The sequence below is a fragment of the Sphingomonas sp. R647 genome, from assembly GCF_020177055.1.
In the GTDB taxonomy this organism is placed as follows: domain Bacteria; phylum Pseudomonadota; class Alphaproteobacteria; order Sphingomonadales; family Sphingomonadaceae; genus Sphingomonas.
Genome location: NZ_JAIQXT010000002.1, coordinates 386852 through 409760 on the forward strand (window position 1 = coordinate 386852; position 22909 = coordinate 409760).

At 65.2% G+C, this 22909-nt stretch carries 19 protein-coding genes; 10 read left to right on the forward strand and 9 right to left on the reverse strand.

Annotated elements, in window-relative coordinates; genetic code table 11:
- Positions 1-26: 26 nt before the first annotated feature.
- The 5 genes from zwf to K9B35_RS05800 all read right to left on the reverse strand — a co-directional run bounded on the left by zwf (position 27) and on the right by K9B35_RS05800 (position 3431).
- A complete protein-coding gene (zwf, locus tag K9B35_RS05780; protein WP_224920853.1) occupies positions 27-1484 on the reverse strand; it encodes a glucose-6-phosphate dehydrogenase in 1458 nt (485 codons plus the stop codon).
- Between the two features lie 115 nt (positions 1485-1599).
- The gene (gene argC / locus K9B35_RS05785) at positions 1600-2532 is read right to left on the reverse strand and encodes an N-acetyl-gamma-glutamyl-phosphate reductase (RefSeq protein WP_224920854.1); all 933 of its coding nucleotides are present in this window, start codon (positions 2530-2532) and stop codon (positions 1600-1602) included.
- Positions 2529-2909: an SH3 domain-containing protein gene (locus K9B35_RS05790; RefSeq protein ID WP_224920855.1), complete on the reverse strand. Its 381-nt coding sequence runs from the start codon at positions 2907-2909 to the stop codon at positions 2529-2531. Before K9B35_RS05790 ends, argC begins: the two co-directional genes overlap by 4 nt.
- Positions 2839-3192: a MarR family transcriptional regulator gene (locus tag K9B35_RS05795; protein WP_412103444.1), complete on the reverse strand. Its 354-nt coding sequence runs from the start codon at positions 3190-3192 to the stop codon at positions 2839-2841. The genes K9B35_RS05790 and K9B35_RS05795 overlap by 71 nt, the downstream gene beginning before the upstream one ends.
- 20 nt (positions 3193-3212) lie before the next feature.
- Positions 3213-3431, reverse strand: coding sequence for a hypothetical protein (locus K9B35_RS05800; protein WP_224920857.1), 219 nt, complete (start codon positions 3429-3431; stop codon positions 3213-3215).
- On the opposite strand from K9B35_RS05800, the gene secG reads away from it, so the two are divergent.
- Both secG and K9B35_RS05810 read left to right on the forward strand, forming a co-directional pair.
- Positions 3405-3743 (forward strand): preprotein translocase subunit SecG, encoded by a 339-nt coding sequence (gene secG, locus K9B35_RS05805; protein ID WP_224921114.1) that lies wholly within the window; start codon positions 3405-3407, stop codon positions 3741-3743. The two genes, K9B35_RS05800 and secG, sit on opposite strands and share 27 nt — an antisense overlap.
- Positions 3744-3827: 84 nt before the next feature.
- Positions 3828-5465 carry a CTP synthase gene (locus K9B35_RS05810; RefSeq protein ID WP_224920858.1) on the forward strand — a complete coding sequence of 546 codons (1638 nt, stop codon included), beginning with the start codon at positions 3828-3830 and terminating at the stop codon, positions 5463-5465.
- 104 nt (positions 5466-5569) lie between these two features.
- On the opposite strand, the gene K9B35_RS05815 is transcribed toward K9B35_RS05810, so the two are convergent.
- Positions 5570-6037 (reverse strand): Hsp20 family protein, encoded by a 468-nt coding sequence (locus K9B35_RS05815; RefSeq protein WP_224920859.1) that lies wholly within the window; start codon positions 6035-6037, stop codon positions 5570-5572.
- 248 nt (positions 6038-6285) lie between these two features.
- Between K9B35_RS05815 and K9B35_RS05820 the strand changes: the two genes are divergently transcribed.
- The 6 genes from K9B35_RS05820 (at position 6286) to K9B35_RS05845 (ending at position 17088) form a co-directional block, all read left to right on the forward strand.
- Positions 6286-8775, forward strand: coding sequence for a TonB-dependent receptor (locus K9B35_RS05820; RefSeq protein WP_224920860.1), 2490 nt, complete (start codon positions 6286-6288; stop codon positions 8773-8775).
- Positions 8776-9295: 520 nt separating this feature from the next.
- On the forward strand, positions 9296-10546 hold the full coding sequence (locus K9B35_RS05825; RefSeq protein WP_224920861.1) for a lipoprotein-releasing ABC transporter permease subunit: 1251 nt from the start codon (positions 9296-9298) through the stop codon (positions 10544-10546).
- Positions 10539-11222: an ABC transporter ATP-binding protein gene (locus K9B35_RS05830; RefSeq protein WP_224920862.1), complete on the forward strand. Its 684-nt coding sequence runs from the start codon at positions 10539-10541 to the stop codon at positions 11220-11222. The genes K9B35_RS05825 and K9B35_RS05830 overlap by 8 nt, the downstream gene beginning before the upstream one ends.
- Positions 11219-11698: a glutathione peroxidase gene (locus K9B35_RS05835; protein WP_224920863.1), complete on the forward strand. Its 480-nt coding sequence runs from the start codon at positions 11219-11221 to the stop codon at positions 11696-11698. The genes K9B35_RS05830 and K9B35_RS05835 overlap by 4 nt, the downstream gene beginning before the upstream one ends.
- A gap of 229 nt (positions 11699-11927) precedes the next feature.
- Complete coding sequence (gene dnaE, locus K9B35_RS05840; protein WP_224920864.1) at positions 11928-15410, forward strand: DNA polymerase III subunit alpha; 3483 nt, start codon at positions 11928-11930, stop codon at positions 15408-15410.
- A gap of 82 nt (positions 15411-15492) precedes the next feature.
- Positions 15493-17088, forward strand: a complete 1596-nt coding sequence (locus K9B35_RS05845) for a long-chain fatty acid--CoA ligase (RefSeq protein WP_224920865.1) — start codon at positions 15493-15495, stop codon at positions 17086-17088.
- A 37-nt stretch (positions 17089-17125) separates the two neighbouring features.
- Here the strand turns inward: K9B35_RS05845 and K9B35_RS05850 are convergent, their stop codons facing one another.
- Positions 17126-17668, reverse strand: a complete 543-nt coding sequence (locus K9B35_RS05850) for a DUF4199 domain-containing protein (protein WP_224920866.1) — start codon at positions 17666-17668, stop codon at positions 17126-17128.
- Between the two features lie 102 nt (positions 17669-17770).
- Complete coding sequence (locus K9B35_RS05855; protein ID WP_224920867.1) at positions 17771-18214, reverse strand: helix-turn-helix transcriptional regulator; 444 nt, start codon at positions 18212-18214, stop codon at positions 17771-17773.
- Positions 18215-18520: 306 nt separating this feature from the next.
- Here K9B35_RS05855 and K9B35_RS05860 point away from each other — a divergent pair, with 306 nt between their 5' ends.
- Entirely contained in the window at positions 18521-20473 is a 1953-nt protein-coding gene (locus tag K9B35_RS05860) for an ATP-binding protein (RefSeq protein ID WP_263622345.1), read from the forward strand.
- Here the strand turns inward: K9B35_RS05860 and K9B35_RS05865 are convergent.
- Entirely contained in the window at positions 20470-21540 is a 1071-nt protein-coding gene (locus K9B35_RS05865; RefSeq protein ID WP_224920868.1) for a PA0069 family radical SAM protein, read from the reverse strand. The genes K9B35_RS05860 and K9B35_RS05865 overlap by 4 nt on opposite strands.
- Before the next feature lie 130 nt (positions 21541-21670).
- Between K9B35_RS05865 and K9B35_RS05870 the strand changes: the two genes are divergently transcribed.
- Positions 21671-22873, forward strand: coding sequence for an MFS transporter (locus tag K9B35_RS05870; protein WP_224920869.1), 1203 nt, complete (start codon positions 21671-21673; stop codon positions 22871-22873).
- Positions 22874-22909: the final 36 nt, after the last annotated feature.

Here is a 22909-nt window from a genome sequence, read left to right on the forward strand (position 1 = left end):
GGGAAAACTTCTATCCGGTGCGAGGGCTATTCGTTCCAGGTGACGCCGTCGCGTTCGGTCAGCGCGATAGCGGCGGAGGGACCCCACGTGCCTGACGCATAGGGCTTTGGCTTGACGTCGGCCATGTCCCATCCGGCGCGGATCGCGTCGATCCAGGCCCATTGCGCCTCGACCTCGTCACGGCGCACGAACAAGGTGGGGTCGCCCTCGATCAGGTCAAGCAACAGCCGTTCATAGGCGATTCGGCGGCGGGTGCCGGCGAATTCGGTGTCGAGGCTGAGGTTCAGCGGCACTTCGCGCAGGCGCACGCCGTCGCGGTCGAGACCCGGTTCCTTCGCCATCACCAGCAGGCGGACATATTCCTCCGGCTGGATGCGGATGATCAGCGTGTTCGATTGCAGCACGCCACCGCGCTCGGCGAAGATCGAATGCGGGACCGGCTTGAACTGGACGACGATCTCGCTGCGTCGTTCGGTCATCCGCTTGCCGGTGCGCAGGTAGAAGGGGACGCCCTGCCAGCGCCAGTTATCGACATGCGCCTTGATCGCGACAAACGTCTCGGTCTTTGACGGCTTTTCGAGCTCCTCGGCATAGCCGCCGACGATCTTTCCGGTCGATGCGCCGCCGGTATACTGGCCGGTGACGGTCAGGTTCCCAGCGTCCTGCCCCACGATCGGGCGGAGTGAGCGCAGTACCTTGACCTTCTCGTCGCGGATCGCGGTGCCGTTGAAGCGGGCTGGGGGCTCCATCGCGATCAGCGCGAGCAGCTGAAGGATATGGTTCTGGACCATGTCGCGCAGCGCGCCGACATCGTCATAATAGCCTGCGCGCCCTTCCAGCCCGACAGTCTCGCTGACCGTGATCTGGACATGGTCGATGCCCGCGGCGTTCCACACCGGCTCGAACAGCGAATTGCCGAAGCGCAGCGCGAGGATGTTCTGGACGGTTTCCTTGCCCAGATAATGGTCGATGCGGAAGGTGCGATCCTCGGGGAAGACCGCTGCGACGGCGTCGTTGATCTCACGGCTCGACGGCAGGTCGGTGCCGAGCGGCTTTTCGAGGCCGATGCGGACATTGTGTCCGGCGAGTCCCGCCGCAGCGAGGCCCTTGATCGTCGGTTCGAAGAATTTGGGTGCGGTGGAAAGGAAGATGGCGAGGCCATCGGAAATGTCGCCGAGCTTGGTCGCCAGCGCGTCATAGCCATCGAGTGTAGAGACATCGAGCGGCTGATACTGGACGCGGGCGAGGAATGCCGCGATCGCCTTCGCGTCCTTGCGGTCTTCGGGCAGGTAGGTTTCCAGCGCCTTCGCACAGAAGTCGCGATATTCGGCATCTGACAGCGTTGACCGCGCGGTACCCGTGATCGTCAGCCCTTCGGGCAGAAGATGATCCGCATGGAGGCCGTAAAGCGAGGGAATCAGCATGCGCTGGGCCAGGTCACCCGTGGCTCCGAACAGCAGCAGCTTGCCGAATGGCTGTCGCATCGATCCTCCCAATGTGTCTTCGCCGCCGCCCTAGCAGCGGATGCGCGACTTGCGAAGCCGCGCATACCTATTCGGTGCTAAAGTTGGGCCGGTTGCGACGCCGGCCCGATCGCAATCAGAGCACCAGACCCGCGGTCGGGTCGAACCCGGCCATGATGTTGAGGTTTTGAACCGCTGCGCCGCCAGCACCCTTGCCGAGATTGTCGAGCGTCGCGATCAGCCGGGCCTGGCCGCGATCGGCATTGCCGAATACGCGGATGGTCAGGCGATCGGTGCCCGCGTCGTCTTCGAGCCGGACGAGCGTGGCGTCATTCTCCTCGATCACGCGCACGATCGGCGAGTCGCGATAGGCGTCGGCGAGCGTATGCAGGATTTGGGTTGGCGAGGGCTTGCGTGGCAGGGCGGCAAGCGCGAGCGGAACTTCGACCAGCATGCCGCGATAGGCGTGCGCCACCGCCGGCATGAAGATTGGCGGATGCTCCATCCGCGCATGCTTCTGCATCTCGGGCAAATGCTTGTGGTCTAGGTCAAGCCCATAGGCGCGGAAACCAGTCGGTTCGGTCCCGTCCTCGAACTCCGCGATCATCGCCTTACCGCCGCCGGAGTAACCCGATGCGCCACCAGCGCTGAGCTGCCAGTCGGCGGGGATCAGGCCGGCGCGCACCAGCGGGCGTACGAGTGCGAGATATCCGGTCGGCCAGCACCCGGGGTTCGACACGCGCGACGCATCGGCGATCGCCTGCGTCTGTGACGGCTCGAGTTCGGCAAAGCCATACGTCCAGCCATCAGCGACGCGGTGGGCGGTCGACGCGTCGATGACGCGGGTGCGCGGATTATCGATCAGCGCCACGGCTTCACGCGCGGCGTCGTCGGGGAGACAGAGGATGACGAAATCGGCGCTATTCAGCGCTTCTGAGCGCTTGCCTGCATCCTTGCGGTCGGAATCGGCGAGCGCGATCAGTTCGATCTCGTTGCGACCCGATAGGCGATCGCGAATCTCGAGTCCCGTCGTTCCGGCGGCACCGTCGATGAAAACCGAGATGGTCATGCCGGCAGCCCCAGATCGGTCGTCGGGACATAGCCGACCAACTTATGACCCGGCGCGCTGCCCCATGCGAGACCGCCGGACAGTTCGAGAACTTCAAACACATCGCCGCTACCGAGCGTCGCCAACACTTCGGAGTCGGCATCGCGGGCGACGCGCAGCGCCGTCGGGCGCGCGGCGATCTGAATCAGCGGCGCGGCGTAATGCGGCGCGAATACGCGATCGGCGAGGCGGACATCGGCCAGATCACGGCGCGCGGCCTCACGCCGCGGGTCGATCTGGACCGAGCGGCCCGTCAGCGCGAATCGGTTACGCGGAGGCGGATTGTTTGCCGTTGCTGGCGACGCTGTCGCCGGTGACGAATTGTCCGAATTCTGCAAGAAACTCCGCCCCTTCAGGTGTGCGCGCGACGAAGATGTTCCGTTTGTCGGTTTCATCGCGCTGGCGGCGCAGATAGCTTAGTGCGCCCAGCCTGTTCAAGGCGCGTGTCACTACGGGCTTTGACACATTGAGCGCGCGCGCCAGTCCACGCACTGTGTGCGGCCCCGGATCGAGGTAGACAAGCAGCATCAACGCCATCTGGCGGTTGGTCAGATCGGGCTCACCGGACCGGACATAATCGATCAAGGTCGATTTCCACTGATCCAGCGAAGGGTCGCTCATGGCGTTCATCGCGCTACTCATCACTCTGTTACAGTGCCGGAAGAAACCGGACATTCGGGTTCATTAACGCCCCGATGCCCAACGGGTTTCAGGTCGATGACGAAATGTTCCGTTTCGGTGACAATCCCCGAAGCAGCGCGTGCGGGCGATACGCGGTTGATCCGCGCCGCGCTGTTCCCTATGTGGCCGCTTTCCCGAGAAAGACCGCCATGCTGTTCACCTTCCTCCTCGTCGTTCATGCCGTCATCGCATTTCTGCTGGTGACGATCATCCTGATGCAGAAGTCGGAAGGCGGCGGCCTGACCTCGGGCGGCAGCCCGTCGGGCCTGATGTCGGCGCGCGGCGCGGCCAATTTCCTCACCCGCGCGACTGCGGTTCTGGCAGGCGCGTTCGTGGTGATGAGCATCACGCTGGCGGTTCTGGCGGCAACCCGCGGCGATACCGCGATCGACACCAGCCGTGCGGCGACGCCTGCCACGCAGAGTGCGCCGGCGACGCAGCCTGTTCCCGTGGCCCCCGCGGACAACAGCGCGGTCCCGCTCGCCAACTAAACGGCATTTTCGAAACTTTATTTGGCGGCGTCCGGAGTCGGGCGCTTGCCCCCACTCGTGCTTGAAGGATAAGCGGTGACTCCCATGACGCGGTATATTTTCATCACCGGCGGCGTGGTCTCCTCGCTTGGCAAAGGCCTGATGGCCGCGAGCCTCGCTGCGCTGCTTCAGGCGCGCGGGTTCAAGGTCCGCATTCGCAAGTTCGATCCCTATCTCAACGTTGATCCGGGCACGATGTCGCCCTATCAGCATGGCGAAGTCTATGTGACCGACGACGGGGCCGAGACCGACCTGGATCTTGGCCATTATGAGCGGTTTACGGGTGTCGCCAGCCGCCAGTCGGACAACATCACGTCGGGCCGCATCTACAAGACGATCATCGAGCGTGAGCGGCGCGGCGACTATCTGGGTGCGACCGTCCAGGTGATTCCGCACGTGACCGACGCGATCAAGGACTTCGCGCAGGCGGAGACCGAGGATTTGGATTTCGTGCTGTGCGAGATCGGCGGCACCGTCGGCGACATCGAGTCGCTGCCGTTCATCGAGGCGATCCGTCAGCTCAAGAATGAGCTCGGCCGGGGCCAGTCGATCAGCGTCCATGTCACGCTGGTGCCGTATATCAAGGCAGCGGGCGAGCTGAAGACCAAGCCGACCCAGCATAGCGTGCGCGAATTGGCGTCGCTGGGCGTGCAGCCCGATGTGCTGGTGTGCCGGTGCGAACAGCCGCTGCCCGCGGGCGAGCGCGCCAAGATCGCGCAATTCTGCAACGTCCCCGCCAGCGCGGTGATCCCGGCGCTCGACGCGGCGAGCATCTATGCCGTGCCGCTGCAATATCATGCCGAGGGGCTCGACAGCGAAGTGCTGCGCGCGTTCGGAATCGAGCCGGGCGCCGCACCGGACCTGAGCCGCTGGACGCAGATCACCGATCGCCTGTTCAACCCTGAGGGTGAAGTGACGGTCGGCGTGGTCGGCAAATATGTCGGCCTGCCGGACGCGTACAAGTCGCTCAACGAAGCGCTGGTCCATGGTGGCATCGCCAACAAGGTGAAGGTCAACATCCGCTGGATCGACGCCGAGCTGTTCGAGAAGGGCGACGACGCCGAGGTTGCGGCGAACCTTGAGCCGTGCCACGCGATCCTGGTCCCCGGCGCGTTCGGATCGCGCGGTGCGGAGGGCAAGATCGCCAGCGTCCGCTTCGCGCGCGAGCGCAAGGTGCCCTATTTCGGCATTTGTTTCGGCATGCAGATGGCATGCGTCGAGGGCGCGCGGAACCTGGCCGGGATTGAGGGCGCTTCGTCGACCGAATTCGGCGCGACGCAGGAGCCGGTGGTGGGCATCATCACCGAATGGATGAGCGCCGACGGGATCGAAAAGCGCGAAGAGGGTGGCGATCTGGGCGGCACGATGCGGCTCGGTGCGTACCCGGCGAAACTCGACGGCAATTCGGTGGTCGCGTCGATCTATGGCAGCGACGATATCAGCGAGCGCCACCGGCACCGCTATGAGGTCAACACGGGCTATCGTGAGCGGCTGGAGGCTGGCGGTCTGGTCTTCTCCGGCCTGTCGCCGGACGGGATGCTCCCCGAGATCGTCGAGCGGCCCGACCATCCGTGGTTCGTCGGCGTCCAGTTCCACCCGGAGCTGAAGTCCAAGCCGTTCGATCCGCACCCCCTGTTCGCCAGCTTCATCGAAGCGGCAGTGCGGCAGTCGCGACTGGTTTGAACGCAGTTTCCTCAACGCATTAAAAAAGGGCGTCCGAACCGCAGTTCGGACGCCCTCTTTGTTGGCGGTGCGCAAGGGGTCAGCGCGCCGCCGGGGGGTGGCTGTCAGGCGACGTCGCGATGCTCGATCGGGGTCGCTTCGCCGGTACCGCCGCCGATGGCGATCTTCTTCGGCTTCATCGCCTCGGGAACTTCACGCACCAGCTCGATCACGAGCAGGCCATCGGTGAGGTCCGCGCTCTCGACGCGCACGAAGTCGGCCAGCTCGAAGCGGCGCTCGAACCCGCGATTGGCGATGCCGAGGTGCAGCATCTGGGCGGGGTTGTTGTCCTGGGTCTCGCCCTTCTTGCCCGTCACCTGAAGCAGATTCTGCTGGGCGACGATCTCGATCTCGTCAGCCTTGAACCCGGCGACGGCGAGCGTGATCCGATAGCGGTCGTCTGACACGCGTTCGAGGTTGAAGGGCGGGTAATTCTCGCTGCTGGACTGGCGCGCGGTGGCTTCGAGCATGTCGAAGAGCCGGTCGAAGCCGATGGTCGAGCGGCGGAAGGGGGTCAAATCAATCTGACGCATAGCGTAATCCTCCAATGAGCAATTTCAACGTCTTGCGGTATCCGGTTCACCCGCGATGCCAAGTCTGTCCGGCCCCTGAGGCACCGAACAATCGTGATTTGGGAACTGCGCGCGCGCTTTCAAGAGCGGCAGAGCGTGCCGTTCGAACGATATAAAGCCCACTAATGCAGTAGGAATAGAATTGCTTTGTCGCTAAACCATACTCAATTGATGGAGTTTAATCGGGACATCATCAAAGGGGACCACCTGTGAGCCTGACGAGCCTTTCCATTCTGCTGTTGAGCAGCGCATCGCCGTCCGCTCTGGCAGACGAGCCAAAGCCCGCCGCCGCTGAAGTCGTCGCGGCTGCCGAAGAGACCGAAGCGCAGGATTCGAACACGATCGTCGTGACTGCGCGTCGCCGGTCGGAGAATGTGCAGGAGGTCCCGGTCGCCATTTCGGTGGTCGATTCCGACACACTGGAGGCGCGCGGTACCTACAACATCACCGGGCTGACCCAGCTCCAGCCGACATTGCAATTCTATTCGCAGAACCCGCGCAACACCTTCATCAACATCCGCGGCATCGGCGCGCCGTTCGGGCTGACCAATGACGGGTTCGAGCAGGGCGTCGGCATTTACATCGACGATGTGTTCTACAACCGCATCGCCTCTGCGACGCTCGATTTCGTGGATGTCGAGCAGATCGTGACGCTGCGCGGGCCGCAGGGGACGCTGTACGGCAAGAACACCACCGCTGGCGCGATCAACATCACCACCCGCGCGCCGAGCTTCGAGTTCGAGGGGCGCGGTGAGATTTCGGTCGGCAACCTCAATTTCAAGCAGGGCAAGGCGTCGATCTCTGGCCCCCTGTCGGACACTCTCGCCGCGCGGCTCAGCGTGACGACGACCCACCGCCGCGGCACGCTGTGGAACACATATTCGAAAAGCTGGATCCAGTCGCAGGACAGCGTCGGGATCCGCGGGTCGGTGCTGTGGAAGCTGAGCGAGGATCTGAGCATCACCTTTGCCGTTGACTGGAACCTGCAGGATCCGATCTGCTGCGCGTTCACATATGGCGGTTACGGCCCGACGCAGCGCGCCGCGAACCGGCAATATCCCGCGCTGATCGCCGCATTCCCCGGCTATGCGCCGCCCAGCACCAACCCCTATGACCGGGTGACCGATGTCGATGCGCAGCTGTCGGCACGCAACGAGATTGGCGGCGCATCGATCCGGGCGGTGTGGGACGTCAGCGATGGCAATAGCCTGACCTCGATCACTGCGTGGCGGTTCTGGGATTGGACCCCGGCGAACGACCGCGACTACACCGGACTGCAGGTCTACACCAAGGTCAACAACCCGACCGAGCAGAGCCAATATTCGCAGGAATTCCGCTTCAATCATGAAGGGAACGGGTTCGATTTCGTGGTCGGCGCATTCGCCTTCCACCAGAAGATCCGCACCAGCGGCATTCAGGAGACGGGGCGCGATGCCAGCCGCTGGCTGCTCAACCCGACCAGCGCGCTGTCGAACAACCCGGCGGTGCTGAACAATCTGGTCGCGATCAACGACATCCGGCTCGATAACACCAGCCTCGCGCTCTACGGCAAGCTTAACCTCAAGGTTGGCGAGCGCTTCACCGTGTCGCCCGGCGTCCGCATCAATTATGACAAGAAGGATGGGCTGTATAACTCGGTGGTGACTGGGACCGCGTCGGACGGCACGCGCCGCGAAGTGTCACCGGTTCCGGGGTCGCCTTACTACTCCGATTCCTGGATCGCAGCACAGCGCGGTATTCAGGCATCGCAGTTTTTCGAGCCTGAATTCAGCGCGTGGAACCTCTCCTACGACCTCAACCTGCGCTATGAGCTGGCCGACGATATCAACGCCTATGCGACCTATGCGCGCTCGTTCAAAACGGGCGGTATCAACCTGAACGGCGTCCGCGCTGACGCGAATGGCGTGCCCAACGCGGCCGACTTCACGATCAAGCCGGAAAAGGTCGATCATTTCGAGGTGGGCCTCAAGACTCAGTTCTGGGATCGCAAGGCGACGTTCAACGTCACCGGCTTCTGGACCAAGATCAAGGATTTCCAGGCCAGCGTGAGCAATGGCCAGCTCGGCACCGTGCGCGGCTATCTGGCGAATGCGGACAGAGTGAGCAGCAAGGGCGTCGAGGCTGATTTCTCGATCCGTCCGAGCGCGCGCTTCAACGCCTATGTCAGCGGCGCCTATACCGACGCAAAGTTCGACCAGTTCTGCGATGCCCCGCCGCCGCCGGAACTCGCTGGCGGATCGACCACCGGGATCGTCCAGACGGGGAAGTGCACCTTCACCGGCACGGTCGGCGCGCCGAGCACGCCGGGGGCGGTCAGCCCGCCAATTTATGACGCATCCGGATCGGTGCTGCCGGGCGTGTCGAAATGGGCGTTCTCCTGGGGTGCCGAGGGCAATGTGCCGAGCAAGTTGTTTGGGCAGGATGGGCAATTCTACCTCGGCTATGACGCCAGCTCGCGCTCGCGCTGGTCGTCCAACCCGTCGCCGTCGATCTACACCTGGGTGGACGGATATGCGCTGCACAACTTCCGTGGCGGCTTTCGCACCGAGCGTTTCGACGCGTTCGTGTGGGCGCGCAACGCCTTCGACAAGGATTATATCGACCTCTACCTTGCGGGCACCGGCGGCAACACCGGCCTGATCGCGTCGCAGGTCGGCGATCCCCAGACGTTCGGTGGAACCATCAAGTTCAACTTCTGATCGCGACTCCGGTGCGGTGCAGGTCCCATGCACGCGGGATCGCACGGCCGGACAGGGGAGGGGGCCGGGATGGCTCCCGAGGCCTCCTCCCCGAACTTCCTTGTCCGACGACCAGAAACGCATCACGCTCGTCGCCTCGGACTTGATCCGGGGCAGGGCTGCCTTTCCTCGATGCTGTCAGGAAGCCCAGCCTCGGCTCAAGGCCGGGGCGACGGTGGAAGATCGGGTGTACGGGGCCAGAAATGCCAAAGGCCCGGGCCGTTTCCGACCCGGGCCCCTGCGTGACGATGCCTCGTCAGCCCCCTTAAGTGGCCACTTCTGCCCGCGCGCCCTTTTCAAGGCGGGGCTGAAGAGCCTCCCCGAACCACGGCCGTTGCCATTGCTTCGTGGCGCTTTGCTAGGATGGCATGTGGCGGTTGTCACGGGGCGATGGGCGCGTCGTGACTCTTTGCGGCAACCCTGTGTTGATTTGGCAACAGCGCGATTGCGTGTGCCTGCGCCACCCCCTAACACCCCACCCATGTTCCTTTCCCGATATGAACGCATGATCGCGCGCCGGTACCTGCTGCCGGGCCGGGGCGAAGCCTTTATCGCGCTGGTCGCGTCGATCAGCCTGGTTGCGGTGATGCTGGGTGTTGCCGCTCTGGTCATCGTGATGAGCGTGATGAATGGCTTTCGTGCCGAGCTGTTCGACAAGATCACCGGGCTGAACGGCCATGCGGTGATTCAGGGCTATGGCGGCCAGCTGCGCGACTGGCGTGAGGTGGTGGCCGAGGCGCGCAAGACGCCGGGGGTGACGACTGCGACTCCGCTGATCGAACAGCCGTTGATGGCGAGCTTTCAGGGGCGGGTTGAGGGGGTGCTGGTCCGCGGCATGACCGTTGCCGATCTGCGCGCCAACCCGACGCTCAACCGTAATGTGGTGATGGGCCGGATGGCCGAGCTGACCGCGGATTGCGAATGCATCGCGATCGGGTCGCGGCTGGCGAGCACGCTCGGTGCATCGCTCGGCAGCAGCGTGCAGTTGATCAGCCCGCAGGGGCCGTCGACGCCGTTCGGCACCGTGCCGCGAATCGTGTCGTACCGCGTTGCTGCGATCTTTGAGGTCGGGGTCTATGATTACGACAAGGCGTTCGTGGTCATGCCGATGGAGACCGCCCAGACCCTGCTGCTGATGGGCGATGCGGTCAGCATGGTCGAGATCGACACCGAAGATCCCGACCGCGTCGGCGAAATCCTCGCCCCGCTCGCGCAAAAGGTGGTGCAGAGCGCGCAGCTGTCCGATTGGCGCACGCTCAACGCGACTCTGTTCGAGGCGCTGGCGGTCGACCGGCTGGTGACGTTCACGGTGTTGTCGATCCTGATCCTCGTCGCGGTGTTCAACATCCTGTCGTCGCTGATCATGCTGGTGCGCGCCAAGACGCGCGACATCGCGATCCTGCGCACGATGGGGGCGACGCGCAGCGGCCTCATCAAGATCTTCGTGACAGTCGGCACCGCGATTGGCGGGCTGGGCATCCTCGCCGGTCTGATCCTCGGCTTCATCCTGCTCTATTTCCGCCAGGGAGTGCTGAGCTTCCTCGGCTTCATCACCGGACAGGAAATCTGGGACCCGTCGATGCGTTACCTCACTGAATTGCCCGCCAAGACCGACCCGGTTGAGGTCGCCAGCATCGCGCTGATGGCGCTGGGGTTCAGCTTCCTTGCGACGCTCTACCCCGCGTTCAAGGCGGCGAGTACCGATCCGGTTCAGGTGTTGCGTTATGAGTGAAGCTGTCCTTGAAACCCGCGGCCTGCGCCGCGTCTTCGTGCAGGGTGACGCGACGATCGAGGTGCTGCGCGGCATCGACCTCACCGTCGCGCCGGGTGAGATCGTCGCGCTGTTGGGGCCATCCGGCTCGGGCAAATCGACGCTGTTGCAGGCGGTGGGGCTACTCGAAGGCGGGTTCGAGGGATCGATCCGCATTGCCGGGATCGAGGTCGCCAAGTTGGAAAGTCATGAGCGGACGGTGACGCGGCGCGACAAGCTCGGCTTTGTCTATCAGTTCCACCATCTGCTGCCCGATTTCAACGCGGTCGAGAATGTCGAGCTGCCGCAGCTCATTCAGAATGCGACCCATGCCGATGCGCGGGCGCGGTCGGAGGCATTGCTTACGGCACTGGGTCTCGGCGCACGGCTGACCCACCGGCCGAGCCAGCTGTCGGGCGGCGAGCAACAGCGCGTCGCGGTCGCCCGCGCGCTCGCCAACCGTCCGATGCTGGTGCTGGCGGACGAGCCGACCGGGAATCTCGACGAGAAGACCGCCGATGTGGTGTTCGCCGAACTCCTCCGGCTGGTGCGCGGCGAGGGTGCGGCGGCGCTGATCGCGACGCATAATGAGCGGCTGGCGGCAAAGATGGACCGCGTGGTGCGGTTGCACGAGGGTTTGTTGGAGGAAGCGAAATGACGGCGATCACCGAAATTCCCGTCAAGGCAGCGAGTGGCGAGCGGACCGACCTGTCGTCCTATGCCGGCGACGTGCTGCTGGTCGTCAATGTCGCGTCCAAATGCGGGTTCACCCCGCAATATACCGGACTTGAGGAGCTGCACCGCCGCTATGGCACGCGCGGGTTCGAGGTGCTGGGCTTCCCGTGTAACCAGTTCGGCGCGCAGGAGCCGGGGGATGCGGCGGAGATCGCGAATTTCTGTTCGCTGACCTATGACGTCACCTTTCCGGTGTTTGGCAAGGTCGACGTTAACGGCGCGGATGCCGCACCGCTGTATCGCTGGCTCAAGAAGGAAGCGCCTGGCCTGTTCGGGACCGAGGGGATCAAGTGGAACTTCACCAAGTTCCTGATCGATCGCGAGGGGAATGTCGTGGAACGCTACGCCCCGCAGACCAAGCCCGAGGATATCGCGGCGGATATCGAGAAGCTGCTTTAGCGAAATTCCTCCCCTGAGCTTGTCTCAGGGGAGGGGGACCGCGGCCGCAGGGCGTGGTGGAGGGGCGGCCGCGTAGACGGCCGTGAGCATCTCGGCAAAATTCCGCCCTCTGCGGGGCGGCCCCTCCACCGCCTTCGGCGGTCCCCCTCCCCGTGCCGGGGAGGAATTAGATGTGGAGAACCTGTGCCAGCGGGTTTCGCCACCGGCAAAGGGTACATATAACCAGCCCATGCCCCATTCCGGCTTTGTCCCCCTCCGTATCTTCTCCGCCTACACGATGCTGGAGGGCGCGATCGAGCCCAAGGCGATTGCGGCGCGGGCGCGTGAGCTGGGGTTTCCGGCGGCGGGGCTGTGTGATCGCAACGGGCTGTATGCCGCGATGCCCTATTCCGACGCCGCGAAGAAGGCGGGGGTGCAGCCGATCATCGGGTCGCTGCTGTGCGTCGAGCGGCCCGACATGCCCGATGGCGTTACTCCGCCGCTCGACTGGCTGGCGCTGTTGGCGCAGGATGCGACGGGCTACGAAAATCTCTGCCACCTCGTGTCGATGGCGCATCTCGACCGGCCGATCGAGAAGGACGCGCATGTCCCGTTCGCTGCGCTGAACGGGCGCACCGACGGTCTGATTGCGCTGACCGCCGGGCGCGAGGGCGGGCTGACGCGGCTGTTTGCCGAGGAGCAGGACGAGGCTGCGTTCGCGTACGCCGACCGGCTGCAGGGGCTGTTCGGCGACCGGCTGTATATCGAGATCGTCCGGCGGCTGGATGAGGTTGAGGCGCGCGCCGAGCCGCGGTTGCTCGAGCTGGCCTATGCGCGTGGCATTCCGATCGTGGCAAGCAACCCGGCCTGCTATTCGGTCCCCGATTTCCATCAGGCGCATGACGCAATGCTGTGCATCGCGGGCTCTGCCTATGTCGCGAGCGATGATCGCCAGCGGTCCTCGCCCGATGCGTGGATGAAGCCTGCGACCGAGATGAAGCGGCTGTTCGACGATCTGCCCGAGGCGATCGACAACACGCTGGTCGTCGCTCAGCGCTGTGCCTTTGCCGCGCCCAAGCGCAAGCCGATCCTTCCCAGCCTGGCCGGCGATATCGAGGGCGAGGCGACGCAGTTGCGCGACGACGCGCGCGCCGGGCTGGAGGCGCGGCTGGCCTATGCCGGGATCACCGATCCGGCGAAGCGTCAGGAATATTTCGACCGGCTGGCGTTCGAGACCGACATCATCGTCCAGATGGGTTTCCCCGGCTACTTCCTGATCGTTGCGGACTTCATCAAATGGGCCAAGGCGAACGGCATTCCGGTGGGGCCGGGGCGCGGTTCGGGCGCGGGTAGCGTCGTCGCCTGGGCGCTGACGATCACTGATCTCGATCCGCTGGCGCTGGGGTTGCTGTTCGAGCGCTTCCTGAACCCGGAACGCGTGTCGATGCCCGACTTCGACATCGATTTCTGCGAAACCCGGCGTGGCGAAGTGATCCGCTACGTCCAGGCGAAATATGGGCGCAATCAGGTTGCGCAGATCATCACATTCGGAACGATGAAGGCGCGCGCCGTGCTCAAGGACACCGGGCGCGTGCTGCAGATGAGCTATGGCCAGGTCGACCGGCTGGCGAAGCTGGTGCCGAACCATCCGACCGACCCATGGACGCTGTCGCGGTCGCTGAACGGGGTGAGCGAGTTCAAAGCCGAGTATGACGGCGCGACCGATGTCCGCCATCTGATCGACCTGGCCATGCGGCTGGAGGGCCTGCCGCGCCACTCGTCCACCCACGCGGCGGGTGTGGTGATCGGCGACCGGCCGCTGGCGGAGCTGGTTCCGCTGTATCGCGACCCGCGCTCCGACATGCCGGTCACGCAGTTCGACATGAAATATGTCGAGGGCGCCGGGCTGGTGAAGTTCGACTTCCTTGGCCTCAAGACGCTGTCGGTGCTGCAAAAGGCGGTCGATCTGCTCGCGGCGCGCAACATCACGATCGATCTGGCCGCGCTCGGCTGGGACGATCCGGCGGTGTACGAACTGCTTCAGCGCGGTGAGACGGTGGGCGTGTTCCAGCTCGAATCCGAAGGGATGCGGCGCACGCTGACGGCGGTGCGGCCGACCAATTTCGGCGACATCGTCGCGCTCGTCTCGCTCTATCGGCCGGGTCCGATGGACAACATCCCGATGTTCGGTGCGCGCAAGGCCGGGCGTGAGCCCATCGAATATCCGCACCCATTGCTGGAGGGCATCCTTCAGGAGACCTACGGGATCTTCGTCTATCAGGAACAGGTGATGCAGGCCGCGCAGATCCTGGCCGGCTATTCGCTGGGCGGTGCAGATTTGCTGCGCCGCGCGATGGGCAAGAAGATCAAGGCCGAGATGGATGCGCAGCGCGCGCTGTTCGTCGAGGGCTGCGCGAAGATGAACAACATCTCGGAGGCGAAGGCCAACGAGCTGTTCGACTTGATCGACAAGTTCGCTGGCTACGGCTTCAACAAGTCGCACGCGGCGGCCTATGCGCTGCTCGCCTACCATACGGCGTGGCTGAAGGCACATTATCCGCACGAATTCTACGCCGCGTCGATGTGCTTCGAACTTGGGCAGACCGAGAAATTGGCGGTGTTCGTCGAGGATATGAAGCGGCTCGGTACGCCGTGCCTGCCGCCCGATATCAATGCGAGCGAGGCGGAGTTTTCGGTCGCGGAGACGCAGGAAGGATTCGCTGTCCGTTATGCGCTCGCGGGCCTGAAGGGCGTGGGCGAGAAGGCGATGGAGCTGCTGGTCGAGGAGCGGCAGGCCAAGGGGCGGTTCCAGAGCCTCGATGATTTCGCACGGCGGGTGGACCCGCGGCTGCTCAACAAGCGGCAGGTCGAAGCGCTGGCGGGGGCGGGGGCGTTCGACAGCGTCGCGCCCGATCGCGCCAAGGTTCACGCCGCCGCCGAGACGATCATGGCGGTGGCGCAGCGCACGCATGAAAACCGCACCAGCGGGCAGGGCGGCCTGTTCGGCGAGGCCGAGCCGGTGGGGTCGGCGATCCAGCTGCCCAAGAGCGCGAACTGGACATTGGGCCAGCGGATCGAGGCGGAGAAGGAGGCGTTCGGTTTCTTCTTCTCGGCGCATCCGCTCGACCGCTATCAGCATCTCGCCAAGCTGCATTCGGCGCGCAGCATCGCCAGCCTCAACGAGATCGAGATTGCCGAGGGCGGCCGCGCGGGCGCGACGATTGCGGCGCTGATCGAGGATGCGCGCTGGCGCACCTCGGCGCGCGGCAAGCGCTACATGATGGCGACGCTGTCCGATGCGAGTGGGACCGTGCCGTGCACGTGTTTTGAGGAGCATACGTCCAAGGAGATGGAGGATGCGGCGCGCGTCGGCGGCTGCGGCATCCTGACCGTCGAACTCGACCGGCGGGCGGGTGAGGACAGCGCGCGGGTGACGGTGCGCAAGGTTCAGCCGTTCGAGGGAATGGCGAAGGACGTGCGGCTGACGCTGCGCATGGCGGTGCGCGAACCGGGCACGCTGGCGGCGGTCGCCAAATTGCTGGAGGACGCGCGCGGCGGGCGGTGCGAAGTGGTGGTCGACGCGCCGCTGCCCGATGGGGGCGAGGCTGAGCTGGTGCTGGGGCGGAATTTCCGGCTCGACGGCGAACTGGCGACGCGGATTGAGGGGCTGCCGGGAATCGAGCGGGCCGAGCTCAAGCCGACTGCGCAACCGAGGCTGGCGCTCGCAAGCTGACGCTCCTCCCTTGCATCTGCGCTTTCGAACCCGCAGGATGGGTTTACGGACGCGGAAACCCGCGCGGAACAAGGAGAGTGTGATGCTGGGCGCGATGCAGGATTTCGAGCTTCGGGTACCTCGGGTGATCGAGCATGCCGAGCGCGAATATGGATCGCGCGAAATCATCAGCCGCTGGGCCGATGGCAGCGAGACGCGCACCGACTGGGCCGGGATCGCGCGCGATAGCCGCAAGCTGGCGCAGGCGCTGGAGCGGCGGGGGATCAAGCCGGGCGATCGCGTCGCGACGCTGGCGATGAACCACAGCCGCCATCTGGTCGCGTGGCACGGCACGATCGGGATGGGCGGCGTGATCCACACGATCAACCCGCGCCTGTTCGAGGATCAGCTCGCCTATATCGCCAATCATGCTGAAGATCGCGTGCTGATCTATGACCGGATGTTCCAGCCGATCATCGACAAGCTGAAGCCGCAATGGACGACGATCGAGCATTATATCGTGTTCGATGGGGAGGGGCCGGACAGTTTCGAGGCGGTGATCGGGGCTGAAGACGGCAACTACACCTGGGTCGAGGGCGGCGAGCGCGAACCGTGCATGCTCTGCTACACCAGCGGCACGACGGGCAATCCGAAGGGCGTGCTGTACACCCACCGCTCGTCGATGATCCATGCGATGGCCGAGCTGCAGCCGGCGGTGTTCGACCTGTCGACCCAGTCGGTGGTGTTGCCGGTGGTACCGATGTTCCACGCGGTCGGCTGGGGCCTGCCCTTTGCAGCGCCGATGGCGGGCGTGAAGCTGGTCATGTCGGCGGTGAATGACGGCAAGACTTTGTGTGACCTGATGAACCGCGAGCGGGTGACGCATACGGCGGGGGTGCCGACCGTGTGGTTCGCGATGTTCCAGCATATCGACGAGACCGGTGAAGCGCCCCAGCACCTGAAGGTCGTAACGATCGGTGGCTCGGCGGCGCCGCGCGCGATGATCGAGCGGATCATGAAGATGGGTGCGCGGGTCAACCATGCCTGGGGCATGACGGAGACCTCGCCGATCGGCACGATGGGCGCACCGACGCATGACTGGGACGATCTGAGTTTTGAGGACAAGGTCGACAAGACCGTGTTCCAGGGCCGCGCACCGTTTGGCGTCGAGCTGCGCACCGTCGATGACGATGGCGCTTTGCTGCCGCGTGACGGGGTGAGTTCGGGGCGGCTGCAGATCCGGGGGCCGTGGATCATCAAGCAGTATTTCCAGGACACGAACGGCCCGTGCCTGACAGAGGATGGCTGGTTCGACACCGGCGACGTTGCCGTGCTGCACCCCGACGGGATCATGCAGATCACCGACCGCGCCAAGGACGTGATCAAGTCGGGCGGCGAGTGGATCAGCTCGGTCGAGCTGGAAAATGCGGCAGTCGGCTGTCCGGGCGTAGCCGAAGCGGCGGCGATCGGCATCCATCATCCCAAATGGGATGAACGTCCGCTGCTGTTGGTTGTTCGCAAGCCCGGCAGCGAGGTGGATGCGGCGCAGGTTCAGGCGCATCTCGCGACGCAGGTCGCCAAATGGTGGCTGCCCGACGAGATCCATTTCGTTGAGTCGTTGCCACACACCGCGACCGGCAAGCTGCTGAAGACCGCGCTGCGCGAACAATATCGCGACTTTCAGTTCGCGGCGGCGTGAACGGGTGGGGGCGGGTTGCGGCCCGCCCTCCCGTTGCTCATTCGGCGGTTCGCGCCGGCATGAATCGGGGGTTGCGGAGCAGGAGCGCCGCGACCAGCGCCACCAGCAGCCCGATCGGCAGGACTTCGGTCAGGGTGATCAAGACGCGGAATAGCGGGTTGGCATAAAGACCATGCATCTGTGCCATCTGCGCCTGAAGCGCGGCAAGCTCACCTGGTGTGGCACCCGCCGCACGTTGTTCCTCAAGCATCCGGGCGCTCATCTGCGCGATGAAGTCGCCGCCGTTGGTCGCCAGCACCGCTTCCCATGCAATGACGTAAAACAGGCTGCCGATCAGTGCGATCGCAAGGCCCATGCCGAGGGCGGGTAGGAAGCGAATGACGCCGCCACAATTTTCGTCGCGATGGCGCTTTACGGCCACGAAGATCGCGGTGAAGGCGATCAGCATGATCAGATAGCCGATCGCCATGCGGACCCAGCCGCTCGGCGGATTGTCGACCATCAGCGTGCCCATCAGGAATAATGGAATGGCGACGACGAAGCCAGCGATCACGCCGTAGGTCAGGATGATGCGCTGCATATGGGTTCTCCCGTTCGGTTCAGGTTGCGCGAACTGGGCATCGGGGACCGTGATGGGCAATCGCCCAAAGGGGTGATTTGGCCCCGATCACCCGAAATTCAGTCAGGGCAGCAACCCCAGCTCGCGTGCCCGCGCAATTGCATCGGTGCGGCGGCGCGCGCCGAGCTTTTCGAACAAGCGCGCGACATGGGTCTTCACGGTGTTGGGCGAGACCGCGAGCCGCCGGGCGATTTCTTTGTTCGAATAGCCGCCGGCCAGTTCGCCAAGCACCGCGATCTCGCGCGCGCTGATCCCGAGCGACTCCTGTGCCTGTGGATTGCCCGGCGCACGCGGCGAAGGCGGGCGACCGATCACGCGCGCGCCGACATAGAGGCCGAGCGCCAGGAACCCCAGCGCGACAATCAACAGGTAGAATTCGGTCGAGTGCGTCCGCGCAAGCCAGCGATAGTCCAGCCATTGCAGTACCACGGCGCCAAGTGCGAGCAACGCTCCATAGAGCGCGGCATGTCGCCACCAGTCTAGTTCGGGCCAGCGTCGCTTCGTCATCCAATGAACATCGCCCAGCATTTAGTGCAAGGCAACCGGTACAACTTGCCGGAGGCCGGCGGTTCTTGCGCGCGATGAACATCTGCGCTAATGGCCCGCCCGCACAGAGGGCGTCCCTGTGCCTGATTGGAGACGATCATTGCTGGATCAGTACCGAATAGAGGGCTTTGCCCCGGGTATCGCCAGCACCCTTCCGTAACGCCTGCCCAGGCGCCGTGGGGGTGATGGCATCCCCGCGCAAATCCCGACGATCAACGACTTGAACCGGGTCAGCGGCGGATGCCGTGCGCCCGGCTGGGATGGGCTATGTTGCATGAATATGATGTGGTCCGCGCCATGCTGGTGCGGGCCGGGCGGGACGTTCCCGCCACGTCGCCGCTCGCAAAGGCGGTGCTGGGCTGGGCGAAGGCGCATGCGCGCTGGCTGTTCGGCGCGCCGGTGCCGAAGCTGGGTTGGCGCGAACTGAAGGAACGGGTCACGCAGGAGCAAGCTCAGGCGGAGGCTCCGACGCGTGCGCTCGAAATGACGGCGCGGCTCGCCACGGCGCTCGGCCTTGGCGACCAGGATTGCCGGGCGTTGCTTGCCATCGTCGCGATCGAGCGGTGCAGTCATGCCCGCACGTTGTCGCGGCTGATGCTCGAGCAGGAGATGGACCTGGGCGAAATCGTCGCCGGCATTGCGGGTGTGGATGCGCTCGCGGTGCGCAGGCTCGCGCCGGTGCGACTGGGGCTGGTCAGCCTGCATGATCGACGCGGCGGCGGGGTCGATGTCGAATGCAGCTGGACGCTGGAGCGTGTGCTCGAGCGCGGCGCAATCACGGATGATGAGTTGCTCGAGGCGGTGATCGGCCCGCGCCAGCAGGCCCGGCTGGAGCCGCGCGACTTTGCGCGGGTCGGGACCGAGGTCGCGTTCCTGATCCGGCTGCTAACGGGCGCTGTTTCTGCGCGTGCGCCGGGCATCAACGTGCTGATCCACGGGCCGCCCGGAACCGGAAAGACCGAGCTCGCCCGTACGCTTGCGGCTGCGGCGGGGGCGGCGTTGTTCAGCGTGGGTGAGAGCGACGAATATGGCGAGGAACCGACCCGCAGCGAGCGGGTCTCGGCGCTCCGGCTGGCGCAGCGGATGCTTGCGGCGCGGGGCGGCGCGGCGTTGCTGTTCGACGAGATGGAGGATCTGATCGGCGACGCAGCGCCGGGCGAGGGGGACTGGATGCGCGGGCGGCGTGGATCGAAGCTGTGGGTCAATCGCCAGATCGAGACCAACGCCGTTCCCGTCATCTGGACCAGCAACGCGATCGGCAACATCGACCCCGCGATCCTGCGCCGGATGAGCTTTGTGCTGAGGCTCGATCCGCCTGCGGGCAAGGGGGCGATCGCGATGATCGACCGGATCGCGCAGGAGGAGGAACTGGCGCTGCCGCCCGGCTTTGTCGCGCTCGCCGATGCTGCGCCCGAAACGGCGAGCGTTACGCGCGTTGCGGCGAGGGTGGGGCAATTGTCAGGGGAGCCCGAGGACGCGATGCTTGCGGCGCGTGCGCTGGTCGGCGCGCTGCGCGGCGGGCGGGTGATCCGTGAGGCGGAAGGGGTGGTCGATCTCGACCTGTATGAAGCGGATCGCGACATGGCCGGACTGGTCGCGGCGATGGCCGCACGCGATGCGCCGGCCGACGTCTCGCTGCTGCTCACCGGGCCGCCGGGGACGGGCAAGACCGAGCTTGCCGCGCATCTGGCGCGGGCGATGGAGCGGCCGCTGATCGTCAAGCGCGCGTCGGACCTCTTGTCCAAATGGGTGGGGGAGACCGAGGCGAACATTGCCGAGGCATTTGCCGAGGCGGAACGGCGTGAGGGGCTGTTGCTGTTCGACGAAGCGGATTCGATCCTGTTCGACCGCAGCACGGCCAAGGCCAGTTGGGAGGTGACGCAGGTCAATGAGCTGCTGACCTGGCTCGATCGGCATCCGCTTCCGGTCGTTGCCGCGACCAACCATAAAGGGCGGCTCGACCCGGCGGCGTTGCGTCGGTTTGTGTTCAAGCTGGAACTGGGTCCGCTGAGTTGCGCGCGGGCCGCACTGGCGTTCGAGCGGTTCTTTGGGCTTCCCGCTCCGGCAGACCTGATGGAGGTTGCGGGGCTGACCCCGGGCGACTTTGCGGTGGTGCGGCGGCAGTTGCGGTTTGGAAAGGCCGATCCGGCCCGGCTGATCGACCTGTTGCGGGCCGAGGTGGCGGCGAAGCCGGGAGGGCAGGGGCGGATGGGCTTCTAAAACAACTCCCCCTGATCCCCGGCGGGTGGGCGGAACAGGTCGCGGCGGAGCGGGGGGAAGGGCTGGTCGAGCCCGAACCGCTTCGCCGCGATCTTGAAGCGGGTGCGCAGCAGGTCGGCCCAAGGCCCTTGCCCACGAAAGCGCGTGTGGAAATTGGGGTCATTGTCGCGCCCGCCGCGCAGGGACTGGATCGTTGCCATCACCTTTGCCGCGCGGTCGGGGAAATGTTCATCGAGCCAGGCGCGGAACAGCGGTGCAACTTCGTGCGGCAGGCGGACGGGGAGGTAGAAGCAGCCGAGCGCGCCCGCCTGCGCCGCGCGCTCCATGATATGCTCGACCTCGTGATCGGTGATCTGCGGGATGATCGGCGATAGCGACACGAAGGTCGGGATACCCGCCGCGCGCAGCTTGGCCACTGCAGCGAGGCGGCGTTCGGGGTGCGGTGCGCGTGGCTCGACGGTGCGGGCGACTTTGGGATCGAGCGAGGTGATCGAGAGCATCACCGCCGCCAGCCCCTTGGCCGCCATCGGCCCGAGCAGGTCGATGTCGCGGGTCACGCGGTCGGATTTGGTGGTGATGGTGATCGGGTGGTCGCATTCCGCCAGCACCTCGATACAGCCGCGTGTGATCCGCCAGGTCGCCTCGATCGGTTGGTAGGGGTCAGTATTGGTGCCGAACGCGATCGGCTGACAGTCATAGCCGCGCTTGCCCAGCGCCGCGCGGAGCAGGGCAGGGGCGTCCGGCTTGGCGAACAGTTTCGTCTCGAAATCGAGGCCGGGTGACAAGTCGTGCCAGGCATGGGTCGGCCGCGCGAAGCAATAGATGCAGCCATGCTCGCACCCGCGATAGGGGTTCACCGAGCGGTCGAACGGGATGTCGGGCGACTGGTTGCGGGACAGGATCGTGCGGGAATGTTCGACCGTCACCGTTGTGCGGAGGGGCGGCGGCGCTCCGTCGATGTCGTCACGCGCGTCCAGCCAGTCGCCGTCCGCTTCGCGCGTCGGGAGGACGAAGCGGGTGCTTTCGCGATTGTGCGTCGCGCCGCGAACGGGGCGGGGGCCAGCCATGTTGCCAGCATAGCGACCGTATAAAACAAAACAAGAACATGTGTGGCTATGTCACCTTTTGCGGCGTGTGCGGACTGGTCGAACTGTCCTGAACAGCCTAGCGGGGCGGCGTGAAGCCGTGGAGGGCCGGATGAAGCGTACAGGCTGGGTGATCTTCAGCGCTGCGGCGATCGTGACAATCGCTATGGGCGTGCGGCAGGCGTTCGGGCTGTTCCTGCCCGATATGAGCACCGACCTGAGTATCGGGCGATCGAGCTTTGGCCTGTCGCTGGCGCTTCAGAACCTGCTGTTCGGGCTGGCCCAGCCGTTTGTCGGCGCGCTGGCGGACCGGCACGGCGCGGGCCGCGTGGTGGCGGGCGGGACGTTGCTCTACGCCGCCGGGCTGATCGCCGCCTCATTCGCGGGGAGTGCGATCGGGCTGCATCTGTCGTTCGGGCTGATGGTCGGCATGGCGCTGTCGGCGACCACATTCGTCGTCGTGCTCGGCGCGGTCGGTCGGGTGGTGACGCCGGAGCGCCGGAGCATGGCGTTCGGCATCGTCACCGCGGGCGGATCGCTGGGCCAGTTTCTGGTGGTGCCGGCGGGGCAGTTGCTGATCGGCGAGCTGGGCTGGCGGATGGCGCTGGTCGCGCTGGCGGGGCTGATCGCGGTGATGCTGGCGCTGGCAGTCGGTGTTTCGGGCAAGCCGCAGGCGACGGGAGCGCAGGCTGGCGGGGATGGTCAGACACTGCGTCAGGCGCTGGGCGAGGCGGCGGGGCATCGTGGGTTCTGGCTGCTCAACGCGGGCTTCTTCGTCTGCGGGTTCCATGTCGCGTTTATCGCGACGCACTTCCCGGCCTATCTGACTGACAAGGGGCTGGGGCTGGCGATCGGCGCCAATGCGCTGGCGCTCGTCGGTCTGTTCAACATCTTCGGATCCTATCTGTTCGGCGTGTGGGGCGGCAAGTGGAGCAAGAAAGGGCTGCTGGCTGCGCTCTATGCCGCGCGGGGCGTGGTGATGATCGCCTTCCTCGCTGCGCCGCTGACCCCGGTGAGTGCGTTGCTGTTCGCCGCGGCGATGGGCTTTTTGTGGCTCGGCACGGTGCCGCTGACCAGCGGGCTGGTTGGGCAGATCTTCGGGATGCGGTATTTGTCGACGCTCTACGGCATCGTGTTTCTGGGGCATCAACTGGGCAGCTTTTGCGGCGCGTGGATCGCGGGCCTGATGTTCGACTGGACGGGAAGTTACGACAGCATCTGGGTCGCCTCGGTCGCGCTCGGCTTCATCGCGGCACTGGTTCATCTGCCGATTTCCGAGCGGCCGGTTGCGCGGCTGCGCGAGGTGGCGACGTGAAGGCACTGGCGCTGATCGGCGTCGCGGCGCTGCTCG